The 13,282-nt window shown below is 62.4% G+C and carries 14 protein-coding genes; 3 read left to right on the plus strand and 11 right to left on the minus strand.

Annotated features, from left to right (window positions below):
* Entirely contained in the window at positions 1-735 is a 735-nt protein-coding gene (locus tag OIU37_RS28395) for an SDR family oxidoreductase (RefSeq protein ID WP_171604925.1), read from the minus strand.
* A 311-nt stretch (positions 736-1,046) separates the two neighbouring features.
* On the opposite strand from OIU37_RS28395, the gene OIU37_RS28400 reads away from it, so the two are divergent.
* From OIU37_RS28400 to OIU37_RS28410, 3 genes are all read left to right on the plus strand, one after another.
* Complete coding sequence (locus tag OIU37_RS28400) at positions 1,047-1,832, plus strand: IclR family transcriptional regulator (RefSeq protein WP_171604926.1); 786 nt, start codon at positions 1,047-1,049, stop codon at positions 1,830-1,832.
* A 75-nt stretch (positions 1,833-1,907) separates the two neighbouring features.
* Entirely contained in the window at positions 1,908-2,744 is an 837-nt protein-coding gene (locus OIU37_RS28405; RefSeq protein ID WP_264259352.1) for an amidohydrolase, read from the plus strand.
* A gap of 202 nt (positions 2,745-2,946) precedes the next feature.
* Positions 2,947-3,351: a helix-turn-helix domain-containing protein gene (locus OIU37_RS28410; RefSeq protein ID WP_171604928.1), complete on the plus strand. Its 405-nt coding sequence runs from the start codon at positions 2,947-2,949 to the stop codon at positions 3,349-3,351.
* Positions 3,352-3,389: 38 nt separating this feature from the next.
* Here OIU37_RS28410 and OIU37_RS28415 read toward each other — a convergent pair whose 3' ends face one another.
* From OIU37_RS28415 to OIU37_RS28460, 10 genes are all read right to left on the minus strand, one after another.
* Positions 3,390-3,656, minus strand: coding sequence for a hypothetical protein (locus OIU37_RS28415; RefSeq protein WP_004668299.1), 267 nt, complete (start codon positions 3,654-3,656; stop codon positions 3,390-3,392).
* Between the two features lie 67 nt (positions 3,657-3,723).
* On the minus strand, positions 3,724-4,467 hold the full coding sequence (locus tag OIU37_RS28420) for a TfuA-like protein (protein ID WP_180696823.1): 744 nt from the start codon (positions 4,465-4,467) through the stop codon (positions 3,724-3,726).
* Positions 4,464-5,726 (minus strand): YcaO-like family protein, encoded by a 1,263-nt coding sequence (locus OIU37_RS28425; RefSeq protein ID WP_264259353.1) that lies wholly within the window; start codon positions 5,724-5,726, stop codon positions 4,464-4,466. The genes OIU37_RS28420 and OIU37_RS28425 overlap by 4 nt, the downstream gene beginning before the upstream one ends.
* Positions 5,727-5,739: 13 nt before the next feature.
* Entirely contained in the window at positions 5,740-5,883 is a 144-nt protein-coding gene (locus OIU37_RS28430) for a hypothetical protein (protein WP_012763602.1), read from the minus strand.
* Between the two features lie 105 nt (positions 5,884-5,988).
* Positions 5,989-7,935, minus strand: coding sequence for a BTAD domain-containing putative transcriptional regulator (locus tag OIU37_RS28435; RefSeq protein WP_180696826.1), 1,947 nt, complete (start codon positions 7,933-7,935; stop codon positions 5,989-5,991).
* 331 nt (positions 7,936-8,266) lie between these two features.
* Positions 8,267-9,619 carry a cytosine deaminase gene (locus tag OIU37_RS28440; protein ID WP_180696827.1) on the minus strand — a complete coding sequence of 451 codons (1,353 nt, stop codon included), beginning with the start codon at positions 9,617-9,619 and terminating at the stop codon, positions 8,267-8,269.
* A gap of 32 nt (positions 9,620-9,651) precedes the next feature.
* Positions 9,652-10,554, minus strand: coding sequence for a LysR family transcriptional regulator (locus OIU37_RS28445; protein WP_171604933.1), 903 nt, complete (start codon positions 10,552-10,554; stop codon positions 9,652-9,654).
* A gap of 71 nt (positions 10,555-10,625) precedes the next feature.
* The gene (locus OIU37_RS28450) at positions 10,626-11,621 is read right to left on the minus strand and encodes an isopenicillin N synthase family oxygenase (RefSeq protein WP_180696828.1); all 996 of its coding nucleotides are present in this window, start codon (positions 11,619-11,621) and stop codon (positions 10,626-10,628) included.
* An 86-nt stretch (positions 11,622-11,707) separates the two neighbouring features.
* The gene (locus OIU37_RS28455; protein WP_180696979.1) at positions 11,708-12,502 is read right to left on the minus strand and encodes an ABC transporter permease; all 795 of its coding nucleotides are present in this window, start codon (positions 12,500-12,502) and stop codon (positions 11,708-11,710) included.
* Positions 12,503-12,506: 4 nt separating this feature from the next.
* The gene (locus OIU37_RS28460) at positions 12,507-13,280 is read right to left on the minus strand and encodes an ABC transporter ATP-binding protein (RefSeq protein WP_180696829.1); all 774 of its coding nucleotides are present in this window, start codon (positions 13,278-13,280) and stop codon (positions 12,507-12,509) included.
* Between the last annotated feature and the right edge of the window lie 2 nt (positions 13,281-13,282).

The raw sequence follows: 13,282 nt of genomic DNA on the forward strand, positions 1-13,282 counted from the left end.
TCAGATCGTCCAGCCGCCGTCGATGGCGATCGCCTGGCCCGACGTGTAGGTCGCGCCGGCGAGATAGACGGCGAGATCGGCGATCTCTTCCGGCGAGCCCAGCCGGCCCATCGGCTGGCGGGCGATGAAGGCGGCGCGCGCCGCGTCGTAATCGCCCTGCGCCCGCATACGGTCCTGCAGCGACGGGCTTTCCACAGTGCCGGGGCAGATGGCGTTGCAGCGGATGCCCTGACCGACATAATCGGCGGCGACGGCTTTGGTGAGCCCGATCACCGCCGCCTTGGTGACGCCATAGGCGAAGCGGTTCGGCACGCCCTTGATGCTGGAGGCGACGGAGGCCATGTTGATGATCGCCCCGTCCTTGCGCTCGATCATGCCGGGCAGCACGGCGCGGATGGTGCGGATCATCGCCTTGACGTTGAGGTCGAAGGCGAATTCGAGATCGGAATCCTTCATCTCGAGGATCGAACCGGCATGGACGAAGCCAGCGCAGTTGAACAGCACATCGACGGCGCCGATCTCGGCGACCAGAGCCTTGACCGCATCCTCTTCGAGCACGTTCAGTCTATGGATAAAAACGCCGGTTTCCGCGGCAAGCGTCGCCAGCGCCTCGGTGTTGATGTCTGTCGCGTGGACCTTGGCGCCGATCGCGGCAAAGGCTGCCGCCGTCGCCCGGCCGATGCCCTGACCGGCGGCGGTGATGAGAACGGTCTTGCCGGAAAGTCTGTTTGTCATATCACGGGCCTTTTCTGGAATTGTCTACGCTGGACGACGGAATGCGGTTTGTCTTGATGAGGCTCGGGCATACACCCCTTTTCCCATTTTGCGCGCTTCGACTGTCCTCCGGCAAGATATTGTTGGCGGCTTGCCGCCCGGTCCTCAGTGCCGGGAAGGCGTGCGGTTTTTACCTGATATCGAGCGATGTCTTCAGGCATGATTTGTCTGTTTATAGACAAACAGACGATTGGCCAAGGGTCAAGCGCGAAGTTTTCCTTTTCCGGCTGCGGTTCTGCGTATATGCAGAATGATATTCACAGGAGGAAGGAATGGAGACCGACGAGTCAGACCGCTACCGCGCTCCTGCCCTCGACAAGGGCCTCGATATCCTGGAGCTGCTCGCCGGCGTCGACAGCGGCCTCACCCAGGCTGATATCGCCAAGCGGCTCGACCGCAGCCCCAACGAATTCTACCGCATGCTCGATCGCTTAGTGCGCCGTGGTTACGTCACCCGGCTGGATGGCGACCGCTATTCGCTGACGCTGAAGCTCTTCGGTCTTGCGCAGCTGCACGCGCCGGTGCGCCGGCTCGCCTCTTACGCCACGCCGCTGATGCGCGATCTTGCCCAGCGCACGCGCCAGGCCAATCATCTCGCCGTCTTCGATCGGGGTGCTGCTGTCGTCATCGCCCAGCAGGAGGCGCCCGACTATTGGGGATTCTCGATCCGCATCGGCGCCCATATCAGCCTCTTCGACACCGGTTCGGGGCATGTGCTGCTGGCTTTCCGCAGCAAGGAGGAGCGGGAGATGATGATCTCCGAACATGTGCGCAGCCGCGCGGACGTCGAACTCGGGCCCGAATTCTACGATCGTCTCGACCAGATCCGCGAGCGCGGCTACGAGATGATGGCAAGCGCCCAGACATCCGGCGTCTATAATCTCTCCGCTCCCGTTCTCGGGCCGGATCGCCGCTGCATCGCCGCCCTCACCTGCCCCTTTATCGCGCTCGTCAATGCGCCGTCCGCTCCCGATATCACGCAGGCGATCACACTGGTGCAGAAGACCGCCGCCCAGCTTTCGCTGCTTGCCGGCGCCGATGTCGTCAACCCGGCCTGAGGCGTAAGAATTTCTATTTGAACAATCCATTCACGGGGAATAGGTTTGCCGCAACCACTCTTGGAGGAGAAGAGCGTGTTCATCGACACCCATCTGCACATCATCGATCGATCGGCCCTGCCCTATCCCTGGCTTTCCGACGCGCCCGCTCTCGATCATGATTTCCTCTACGAGACCTATGCGACCGAGGCCCGCCGCTGCGGCATCACCACGGTGCTGCATATGGAGGTCGATGTCGATCCCGCCGCGATGCAGGCCGAGACGGATCACGTCGTCAGGATCGCCAAAAAGGAAGGCAGTCTGATTGCCGGCGCCATCGTCTCCTGCCGGCCGGAAGAGCAAGGCTTTGCCGCCTATCTCGAGCGGCAAAGGGCCGATCCCTTCGTCAAGGGGTTTCGTCGCGTGCTGCATGTCGTGCCCGATGATGTCTCCGAAGGCGCCCTGTTTCGCGAAAACATCCGGCGCATCGGCGGCAGCGGCCTGACCTTCGACCTTTGCACCTTGCCGCATCAGGCGAGCCGTGTGACCGCCCTCGCCGATCTTGCGCCTGATGTACAGTTCGTGCTCGACCATTGCGGCGTGCCGGATATCCGCTCGGATGCCTTTGAGACGTGGAAGGCCGGCATATCGGAGATTGCCCGGCGGCCGAACGTCGTCTGCAAGATCTCCGGCGTCGTCGCCTATGCCGATGCGAAGACATGGACGGCGCAAACGCTGCAGCCCTATATCGAACATGTGACCGCAAGTTTCGGCTGGGACCGCGTCGTCTGGGGCAGCGATTGGCCGGTCTGCACGCTCGGTGGCGGCCTCTCTACCTGGGTCTCGGCGACCCATGCGATGCTCTCCGGCAGCAGCGAGGCAGAGCGATCGAGGTTGCTTTTCGCCAATGCGCAACGCCTCTGGTCGCTCTGACGTCACAAAATAAAGCGACCGGTCTCCAGGGCGTGCCATTTCGGCATGTTTTTTTGTACCATTCCGGGACAAAAAGGCCAGATTTTCGGGCTTAACTCTATCTACATGCAAGCAATTGCTAGCCTTATTTATCTCGGCTAAAAGTTGTTGACACGGATATGGCGAATAACTCCCTGTCCGCTGCCTTCAGAAGGGAAATGAGATGAAAGAAGAACCGCATTCCGTCGATGTTCACGTCGGAAAGACGATCCGTATCCAGCGTCTGTTGAGGAAAGTTTCTCAGACGGAACTGGGCGATCGTGTGGGCGTAACGTTCCAGCAGATCCAGAAATACGAAAAGGGCTCCAACCGCGTTTCCGCCAGCATGCTGGTCGAAATCGCCGGCGCGCTGAAGGTCGATGTCAGGACATTTTTCGACGACCTGTCGACCCCTGATACGGCGAACGACAACCCCGCTCCGAGCGAGGAATTCGTTATTTCGCGCGAAGGCGTCCTTCTCAATGCGGCGTTCTTTTCGATCAAGAACGAAGCTCTGCGCAAGAAGATCCTGAAGCTCGTCCAGGCGATTGCCAACACCGAACAGTTGGATACTGAAGCGGCCGAATAAACCGGCCCTTCACGCAATCCCAACGGACCGCATGAGGATCAATGGCGATCGATCAGGATTAGGTTCTCGCTGGCATCCTTCATTGCGATCTTGGCTTTGCTGCCGAGCAGCTTCTCGAGATTGACGTCAAGCTCCCTGTCGGGATCTATGCCGTCCCAATCGATGACGACCTGCAGCAGCGCCATGTTCGTCAGGTGCATCAGGTTACGCAGCTGAAGCTTTTCAGCCTCCTCCTTGGCTGCCGACAGCAGCCGGAAGATCCTTGCGTATTCGCTGCCTGTACCTTCGTTGTGTTGTTCAAACATCGTTCCCGCCCTCTTTGGCCGTGGAACCCTACGATTCCATCACCAGTGCATCTTTCCGCCGCGACCGTTATTCAAGCGTTACAGCAACCGCATTGCGCGTGACTTCGGCGTGCAGGAGCTCCCAGTGCGAGGTTGCGGCAAAGTGCCAGTCACGGTTGACGGGGAGGAATCTGTCCCGGCGCAGCCATTCCAATACCAGTCGCGCGTCGTTGCGCTTGCGCTCGACGCGGTTCTTGCGGATGGCGGCGAGGATGTGGTCGCGGCGCGGCTTGCGGAAATGGCACTCGTCGGCCACCTTCGCATAGGTGCGCTCGGAAAAATGCAGGAAACGGCCGGCAAGCAATAGCTTCTTGCGCTCGCCGGGCGAAATCTCGCCTTTGGCGTAAAGCGCATCGATCGTCGGCTCGAAATCGACCCAGGGCACGGAAAGCGGCAGCCAGCCAAGCTCCTGCGGCGCATGCACCAGGGCGACGGCCTCATCGTCGAGCAGCCGCCCGGACTCGTAATCTTCGAAGATCGAGCCGAGCCCGACCATGCCGAAGGGGGCGCATTCGGCTGCCCGCAGCGCGCCCATGCTGGCGCCGCCGGCAACGGCGACATCGTGTTCGAGTGCGTAAAGAATTTCCTTGTGCCAGACCGAAGGCAGATCGCCGAAATAGCCGTCGACGAGACCGATCGCGGTGGCGCCGTCCTGAATGGCCTTCAAGATGTCGCCGCAGGCGGCCGGCGGCCGGAAATCGATGCCGGGGGACATGGCTCTTGCCGCGGCAAGATCGCTGCCAAGGCTCGGGCCGACGAACAGCACCTTCATGATTCGGCTCCTCTGATGGTGTTGACCGCGCGCAGGCCGAGCTGGACGTATTGGCCTGAGATATCGACCTCCAGTCCCGGCACGATCACCCTGACGACGGAAACCGGCAGGGCTCGATGCGGGAATGGCACGACGACGATCTGTTCGATGCCGGTCGCCGCCAGCCGGCCGGCAATATCACCGATAGTGTCCTGGATCGTCGCCGGGCGGCGATCGCGAGCCTGGAACGAGCGCATCCGGCCGTCGCCCTCGCAGAGTTCGACCACCTGCTGCATCGCCGCACTCTTGTCGAACCGCTGATAGATGCGCGGCGAGAAATCGTCGCGGCTGCCGGCAATCGCGGTCAGCCGGCTCTGAGCCGCTTCGGTGATGGCGCGCAGCGCGGCGCGCACGGGATCGGGGTGGCAGCCGCAGCCGCCGCAGACATGCGACCAGCGCGCATCGACACGGTCGGAAAGATTGCCTGGCATGATGACGGCCAGAAAAGCGGGAACGCCGATATCGGTCGTCATGTCGAGCAGCAGCAGTTTCATACCGGCGCGGGAGATCCGGTCTGTCATGACGTCGATGACCGCATCGCCGAAGGAGGCGGGGTCGATGCGGCTCTCCTTGAGGCGCTCAGGCGATTTCAGCTGGGTCAAGGCCCAGGCGTCGCGCTCCACCAGCTCGCAAAGCCCATGCAGAACCGCCTCGGACGGCGTGTTGCCGGAGGCAAGCCCATCGCTCGACTGCTCGAAGCCCGGTGGCCTCTCGCCGCGATGGTCGAGACCGACGAGCCACCAGGGCACGAAGACGCTGCCGCCGGAAAGAATGTCGAGCCCTGAGCACCACGGAATAGGACTGCTGCCGATTTCGTCGGGGGCGCAGCGTGCGACATTGTCGAGATCGATCATCGCGGCACGCTCCGCCCGCATGCTCTCTACCGTCGCCTGCGTCAGGTCGGCGGGGGCGATTTCGGCGATCCGCGTCTCGACCGCCTCCATGGCCGCCGAGGCCATGGCGGCATCATTGTCGATGCCCTTGCCCTGAAACACCGAGAGCGTATGGCTGTTCGGCCTCGTTGCAAAGGCGACGGGGATGTTCAGAACGTCGAGTGCGGTCAGCAGACCGACGCGCGTAATGCCGAATTCGCGCAGATGCGGCCTGATTGCTGCCAATGTCTGAGCCGGCGTGACGGCGCGGTCATGATAGTCGCTGACGCCGGCCGATGATCGTTTGAGGTCACCGGCAAGCGTTTCAAGGTCGGTGAAAGCAGACATACCGATTTGTTCCTTAGCGGAACCTCAGCGCATGTGTCAGGCTCTCGAGCGCATTGGCGGAAACGTTGAGCTCGTCCTGCTTCATGGCTGCCTTGGCGGCTGCAGAGAAGCGCAGTGACTGTGTCTGAGCTGCGGTGGTGTCAGCATTCGTCTTCATGTTTCATCTCCGATTGGTTAGGCAGCGCCTTGCTGCCGTTAACCTTCGGAGGGAAACATTGCCTGCGTCATTTAAGCGTTACAGGCTTCATTAAAAGGCGGTGCATCAGGGAAGTCCGGCAAGTTGCAGGCCCTGTATCAACGGTTCCGTATAGGCGGGATCGCGATCTGGGACGAAGTGACGAATGTCCTCACTGCGGAAATCGGGGAAGTTTTCCAGCACCACCCTGGCGTAATTCCTGGCCTTGCTCGTATCGCCTGCCATGGCATGCGAGGCGGCGAGCAGACGGGCCGTTGCCTGCTTCGCCTTCACCGGTTCCAGCGCCTCGATCGCCATTTCATATTCTTCGCGCATGAAGTGGATGCCGCCGAGGTTCCAGTAATAATAGTCCGGCGGCAGCGGATTGAGTTTGAAGGCAGCGCGGCTGAGCTCCAGCGCTCGATCGAAATCGCCATCATGGGAAAGCGCGTCGGCATAGTCGGCCAGGATGTCGGCATCGTTGGGATTGAGATCCTGGGCCTGCTGGAAATATTCCAGGCTTTCGTCGAAGCGGCGCCGATAAAGCGCCACGAAGCCGAGCTCGCGATAGGCCCGGCCGCTGTTCGGGTCGGACTGCTGCGCCTGCCGGGCAGCACCGTTCGCCTCGTCGAGCAGTTCCTTGTCCCGCATGCCGCGGATCAGCCATTCCATGCCGAGCGCGCGTGACATGCCTGCATGGGCTGCGGAGAAATGTTCATAACGATTGAGCGAGGATTTGAACCATTTGCGCGCCTGGCGCAGATGCTGCAGGTCGGTCTGGGCGATCAGCCGCTTGCCTTCCAGGTAGAGACGGTAGGCGGACGGCGGCGCCTCGCCGATCGGTATCGCCAGTTCGTGGCGCTCGATCGTGTCGGCAAGCGAGGAGACGATCCGCCGCGTCAGATGCGCGAAGGATTCGCTGATCTTCTGCATGACCAGCGGCAGCTCGATGGCCCAGATCACTTCCGAAGTCGTCGTCCGCGTCAGCCGGCAGGTCGCATAGACATCCTCGTCGCGGCCCTGGATGGTGACGTAGACCGCATAGTCGAAGCTGAGGTCGAGCGGACCGGGCACGGCGCGGGAGGGATCGATCGAACGGCTGAGGATTTCCAGGCTCGTATGCGCCGCGATCACCTTGAAGCCGCGCTGCTGGCTGAGACCGATGGTGACGTCTTCGAGAAGCGCCCTGCCGACGCGCTCCATCAGCGGATCGGTGAAGATGCTTTCCGGCGGCAGGATGATGATGCGCGGCTGGCCGACCGAATTGACGGACAGCTCCGGCGCCGGCTGGGAATGCCCTGACGTCGCCTGTGCCGCCGGCACCAGGTTCAGTTCGCGGGCAAGAGCGGTGGTGCTTTCTTCCGGCTCGGTGTCGAAGTCGTCCTTCAGCTGGCTCTTGCACTTCAGATAGGCCTGACGCGCCGCTGCCGGATCGTTCATCCTGACATAGGTGCGCATCAAGGCGCGATAGGCCGTCTCACTGGCAGAGTCGAGTTCCAGCAGGCGCTTGGCAAGCGTGACCTGATCTTCATCCGATCTGTCTTCTGATGTCTCGACCAGCCGGGCGAGATGGGCCGAGCGCAACTCGTCGACCCGCTGGCGCTCAAAGGTCAGCCAGTCCTCGGCGCCCTGCGTCGGCGATTTGACGCCTTCGAGCAATTCGCCATTCAGCAGGTCGCCGTCTTCGGGTGCGAGCGGCCCTTTCTGTTTCAGGATATGAACGTCGACCTCCCAGCCATCGGCAAGGCCGATATGGGTTCGGGTCGCGGCAAGCAGCGGTGGAAGGCCGGCGGGAATGCTTTGTTCGATGCGCGCCAGCAGCTGGCGCAGGCTGCCGGCCCGTTTTTCCGGCAGTTCCGATTGCCAGAGCTGCCGCCTGACGGTTTCGCGGTCGAGTTCGAAATTGGGTTCGGCGGCGAGCATGGCGAGGAGAAAATAAGACTTCTCCGGCAAGGGGAGTTCCTTCCCCGCCGCCATCAATCGCGGTCTTCCGAGCAGGCACAGCCTGTTCGTCAGCATCTGCCGGATGTCCATCGCATCTCGGTTCTCACCCCTGAAAGCCAAGGCGCACAAGCGCACCGGCGGTCAAGAAATCATGTTAAAGCTATAAAGCCGCCGCGCATAGCGGCTTTGCTATAAAAAGAAGAAATTTCAGCGATTATTTGCATTTTCGCATGTCGCTCGCCGAGAAGATGCTTTGCCGATATTTTGGATGGTAGGCGTTTTGCGTTCCCTGGCGGCAGGTTATTAAGCTATCGACGGCCCGTATCACAGGCTGTCCCCGACCAAAATCGCCGCTGCGCTACAGGCCAAGCGCCTTGACGTGGGCTTCGCGGGTCCCCTTTTTTGTTTCCGAGAGAGCGGCTCAAGCGGTCTGGAAATCTGTGAGCATACTGTAGGAGGGCAATGTCCTGTTGGCGAAGATCCCCTTGCGGAGGAGGACGCGGTCGGAGTGCGGACGGGCGATAACCTGGTCGAGGCTCCAGGCTTCCAGGATCATCAGGTCTGCCGGACGATCGACGCCGATCGTACCGGCGTCGATGCCCATGATGCCAGCGGGTGCCGGGCCGGCAAGAGCGGGCGCATCCGCGTAAGGGTGGTCGAGATGCAGGATGCGCACCGCTTGCCGCCAGGTGTCCAGCATGTCGTGATCGCCGTAGGCGAAGAACGGATCGCGGCAATTGTCGCCGGCAGCGGCGACCGGAATGCCAGCCGCCTGCAATTCCTGCACGGGCGTGACCCCGCGCCAGCGCGGCGTGCGGCCGTCTTCGCGATCCTGGAGATACATGTTGACGGTTGGCAGCGTGATGATCGAGAGGCCGGCATCGGCGATCAGCGCGATCGTGTCGCGCAATTCTTGCTCGCCCAGAAGCGCAAGCGAACAGCAGTGGCCGCACGTAACGCGCCCCTCGTAGCCGTGGCGAATGGCGGCACGCGCCACATGCGGCAGGGCATCGGCCTGTGCCGCCTCGTCGACATGTAGATCGATATCGAGTTCCCGCTCCTTCGCCAGCGCAAACAACCGGTCGAGCAGCAGGTCGATATCGTCGAGGCCTGACCCATGGGTGCCCCCGGAGGCGCGGGTGACGCCGCCGAGCAAGCCGCCGTGGACGGCAACGATATCGGCAAGCCGGGCGCCATAGTCGTCGCGATAGGCATCGAGCGGCACGAGGCCGGCAGCCTGCAAGGTGATGCAGCCTTTCCAACGTTCGCGCATTTCGGCAAACGCGCTCCAGGTGATTTCCGCCTGCCCCTCGTGACTGTCGAGATGGGTGCGGATAGCGGCCACGCCATGGGCGTCGGCCGTTGCAAGACCGAATTCCATCCGTCGCAGGAGGTCGTCGGCATTCCAGTGGGCAAGGCGGTCCGCCGTCGTCGCGGCGCGCGCGCCGGGATGCGTGCCGCCGGAATCGGGCGCACGTCCCATGGTGTGGCCCTTGTCGAGATGGGCGTGCGCGTCGATCAGAAGCGGCCAGACATGGCGGCCGTCGAGTGCGACTGCATCTTCGCCACCAACGGCAAGGGACGGCGTTATTGCAGCGATCCTGCCGTTCTCGACCAGAATGTCGACGAAGGCGGAACCGTCCCGGTCCACCTCCGCACCACCAGGCACGTCATTTGCAAGCAGCGCGACCGGGACGCGCGCCTTCGCAAGACGAATGCGCTCCGGTCTCGCCAGACGGGCGGCAAGGCTGGGAAACAGGGAAAGATCGTTCATGGTGGGTCTCGATTGGATGGGTTGCCGAGCGGTCAGTTCTCGTCGAACGAGGCGAGCAGACGCTCCTGGGCGAATTGCATGAAATGGCTGCCGGCGGGCGAAAGCGAGCCGCGGGCGCGGTGGAGTATATTGAGCCGTTGCAGCGAGCCGGTTCCCGTCAGCGGAATGAAGACCAGGTCGCCAGTCGCCATTTCGCGGTCGACGTCGAGCCGGTTGAGGAAGGTGATGTGAGGCGTTGTCCGGGCAAGGCGCTTCATCAGTTCCATCGAATTGGTCTCTACGACGGGAACAAGGGTGGCACGCGCCGGGGCAGTTGCCTCGACGACCTCGCGCAGCGACAGCGATCGATCCGCCAGAACCAGCGGATAGAGCAGGCAATCGGACATGCGCACGGTCTTGCGGTTTGCGAGGGGATGGGCGGGCGCGACCACGGCCCCCAGCGCATGGCGGAATTCGGCGGCACGTTGCAGCCGGGTATCATCCGGCAGGTTGTAGGCAATGGCGAGATCGGCCTGGCCGAGCGCAACCATCTCCGCAACAGTCGTCCGGTCGCCGACCATGATCCGCAGACTAACCTGCGGATGTTTTTCCCGGTAAGCTGCAACGATCTCGGCAATCCGGCCCGCCGCGAGCGTTGCCATGGTCGCCAACACCACTTCGCCTCGATTGAGCCCCTTGAGGGACTGGATCTGCGCCCGCATCCGCTGATGCGCCTGCAGTGTCTCGCGAATGTGCTGGATGAGGATCTCTCCGGAACTCGTGAGTTTCAGGCCGCGCGGCAGGCGCTCGAAAATGGGTGCCTGCAGCTCTTCCTCAAGGTCCAGGATATAGCGGTTCACCGCAGAGGCGGCGACATGCAATGTCTTTGCCGCCTTGCGGATGGAGCCCTGTCGGGCCACCTCGTCGATATAACGCAGCGCGCGTCCATGAAGCATGATGGGTCCGTTGCCTGACGGGAGTCGGATTGACTGTTCCACGATGTCACCGCAACGGACCATCTACAACGTCACTTCCTGGCGAAATTGGCGTTGATGCGCCGGGTCAGGTATTCGCCGGCGGTGATCGCCTCGTATTTGCCGAGCGGACCCTCAATGACGGCATCGCGGTTTGCCTGGCAGAAGAAGGGCAGGGACAGTCGGCGGCCCATATACTCATTCTCGCGCGGCATGCGCACCCGGTGCAGCGTCGACTGCAGCTGGTCGTCCGACCAGCGCATCAGCATGTCGCCGATGTTGCAGGTGATGTAGCCCTTGCGCGGCGGAACATCCGTCCATTCCTTCAGGGCTGCATCCTTGCCCGGGCACACCTGGAGCCCGCCTTCGCCCTCCTTCTGGTGAAGGATGGTCAAGCAATCGAAGTCCGAATGCGCGCCGGCACGCCACGACGTGAAGTCTTCCGGCTTGGCGCCTTCCATCGACATGTAGTGGATGAGGCGCAGGGTCGATTGATACTGGTCCGAAGAGGGGTCATGCGCCTTGGTGAAGAAATCCTCAGCAAAGCCCATCTTCAGCGCGAAGCAGGAGAGGATGCGCATGCCGAGTTCCCAGTTCTGGCGCTCGAAGCGGAGCATCTTTTCCCGGAAGCCCGGAAGATCGTCTTCGCTCGGCCACAGGTTGAGGCGGATCATGTCCGGCCGGGTGAGTTGGAAGCTCTCCTTGTTATCCGGCGTGCCGGTGGAGGGGCGGACCTGCGCCTTGAATTCCCAGCCGGCATTGATGCCCTTCGGCATCGGGGTTCTCGCCTTGACCTCCGCCGGCAGTTCGAAGAATGTCCAGGCCGTGTTGAAAGCCGCGTCAATATCGTCCTGGGCGATGCCGTGATTGTAGACCTGGAAGAAACCGATATCGACCGAGGCCTGCCAGAGCGCATCGGCGATCTCGTGCTTGCGGTTGTCGAAGTCAGAAAGGTCGATGACGGGGATTTCCCGGTCAACGGTCGTGCCCATGCCGCCGATGGTCGCTTCCTTGGCGAGTTCCGCGAGGGTGTCTGTCTGGATATTCATACTATTCTCCTTAGGTGAATGCCGGCGAACCGGCGATTGAGGAGCAATGTCCGGGCGGGGCCCGACTGCTTCTACTCCGGATGGGTTCAGCCGTTTTTCGGCAGGCTCCAGGGAAAGAGAAGCTTCTGCGCCAGGACCACGGCCTGAAATAGCAAGAGCGACATGGCGGCAAGCAGCAGCAAGCCGGCCCAGGCCTGTGGCAGCTTGAACAGGGAGGTCGACAGCTGGATGAAATAGCCGACGCCGGCTTCGGATGCGCAGAACTCCGCAACCACGGCGCCGATGACGGCTAGCGTGATCGAGATTTTCAGCGCCGAGAAGATGTAGGGCACCGCAAACGGCAGGCGTATCTGGGTGATCTCGCGGAAGCCCGAGGCGCGCAGGCTTCGCGACAGCTCGATCAGCTCCGGCGGGGTTGCCGCAAGGCCCGTTGCGGTAGAGACGACGAGCGGAAAGAAGGTAATGAGACAGGTGATAACGATGCGTGGCGCATCGCCGGCCCCGAGCACGACGATGATGATCGGCGCAATCGCCACCACCGGCGTCGACTGCACTACGACGAGCAGCGGATAGAGCGTTCGCGACAGGAATGGCGAGCGCATCATGACCACCGCGAGCGGTATGGCGATAACGATGGACATCGCATAACCGATCAGCGCCACCCGCAACGTCGCGGCGATGTGACCGATCCAGCGCTCGAAGCCGATGGAGGAGAACGAGCCGAGGATCGCGCTTGGCGGCGGCAGCAGATAGGTCGGGATCGACAGGAGCCGCGCCGCCGCTTCCCATAGCAGCACCGTGCCGATCAGGGCCGCGGCGGTCGTGATGCCCGGCAACGCCAGCACCCGCTTGAGGAGCGCGACCGGTGTACGGCTCTGCATGGCCTCACGCCGCGTGACGGGTGAGGAGGAGATCGCGGAGGTAATCGGAGAGGTCATGGATCGCCTTGTCCTTTGCAGTTTCGGGGCCGCGTGGCCGGCCGACGGGAACGGTGACTTCGGTCAGGATCGAGCCCGGTCGTCCGGTCATCACCAAAACGCGGTCGGACAGAAGCGCCGCCTCGCCGACGGAGTGGGTGATGAAGACCACGGTCTTCGGACGTTCGGAAAAGATGCGCAGCAGATCGAAGCCCATCACCTCGCGCGTCAGGGCATCCAGCGCCGAGAAGGGTTCGTCCATCAGCAGGATATCCGGGTCCATGAGCAGCGCGCGGGCGATGCCGACACGCTGCTGCATGCCGCCGGACAGTTCGTCCGGCAGGCGTTTCTCGAAGCCGGCAAGCCCGACCATGCTCAGCAATTCACCAGCCCGCCCGCGCTCCTCTGCCGTTACCCGGCCGGTCTTGTGGCGGGCGGGAAACACGACATTGTCCTCGACAGTCGCCCAGGGAAGCAGCGTCGGCTTCTGGAAGACGATCCCGATGTCGTCACGCGGGGCCGTCACCGGCAGATCGAAGACATCTACCGAGCCGGACGTCGGCTTCAACAGGCCGGCGATCATGCGCAGCAGGGTCGATTTCCCGCAGCCCGAAGGGCCAAGGATCGAGACAAATTCATGCCGGGCCACATCGAAACTGACGTCGCGCAGGGCTTCCGTGCGCCCGGACCGGGTTTCGAAAACCTGTCCCAGCCTGTCGAAACGGATAGCGGGCATCGCCATGG

It is taken from the genome of Rhizobium sp. BT-226 (assembly GCF_025847085.2).
Lineage (GTDB): Bacteria > Pseudomonadota > Alphaproteobacteria > Rhizobiales > Rhizobiaceae > Rhizobium > Rhizobium sophorae.

What these genes read in the sequence shown, in the direction of transcription:
- OIU37_RS28395 (WP_171604925.1), bottom strand. Translation starts at nt 735, where the DNA reads ATGACAAACAGACTTTCCGGCAAGACCGTTCTCATCACCGCCGCCGGT.
- OIU37_RS28400 (WP_171604926.1), top strand. Translation starts at nt 1,047, where the DNA reads ATGGAGACCGACGAGTCAGACCGCTACCGCGCTCCTGCCCTCGACAAG.
- OIU37_RS28410 (WP_171604928.1), top strand. Translation starts at nt 2,947, where the DNA reads ATGAAAGAAGAACCGCATTCCGTCGATGTTCACGTCGGAAAGACGATC.
- OIU37_RS28415 (WP_004668299.1), bottom strand. Translation starts at nt 3,656, where the DNA reads ATGTTTGAACAACACAACGAAGGTACAGGCAGCGAATACGCAAGGATC.
- OIU37_RS28420 (WP_180696823.1), bottom strand. Translation starts at nt 4,467, where the DNA reads ATGAAGGTGCTGTTCGTCGGCCCGAGCCTTGGCAGCGATCTTGCCGCG.
- OIU37_RS28425 (WP_264259353.1), bottom strand. Translation starts at nt 5,726, where the DNA reads ATGTCTGCTTTCACCGACCTTGAAACGCTTGCCGGTGACCTCAAACGA.
- OIU37_RS28430 (WP_012763602.1), bottom strand. Translation starts at nt 5,883, where the DNA reads ATGAAGACGAATGCTGACACCACCGCAGCTCAGACACAGTCACTGCGC.
- OIU37_RS28435 (WP_180696826.1), bottom strand. Translation starts at nt 7,935, where the DNA reads ATGGACATCCGGCAGATGCTGACGAACAGGCTGTGCCTGCTCGGAAGA.
- OIU37_RS28440 (WP_180696827.1), bottom strand. Translation starts at nt 9,619, where the DNA reads ATGAACGATCTTTCCCTGTTTCCCAGCCTTGCCGCCCGTCTGGCGAGA.
- OIU37_RS28445 (WP_171604933.1), bottom strand. Translation starts at nt 10,554, where the DNA reads ATGCTTCATGGACGCGCGCTGCGTTATATCGACGAGGTGGCCCGACAG.
- OIU37_RS28450 (WP_180696828.1), bottom strand. Translation starts at nt 11,621, where the DNA reads ATGAATATCCAGACAGACACCCTCGCGGAACTCGCCAAGGAAGCGACC.
- OIU37_RS28455 (WP_180696979.1), bottom strand. Translation starts at nt 12,502, where the DNA reads ATGCAGAGCCGTACACCGGTCGCGCTCCTCAAGCGGGTGCTGGCGTTG.
- OIU37_RS28460 (WP_180696829.1), bottom strand. Translation starts at nt 13,280, where the DNA reads ATGGCGATGCCCGCTATCCGTTTCGACAGGCTGGGACAGGTTTTCGAA.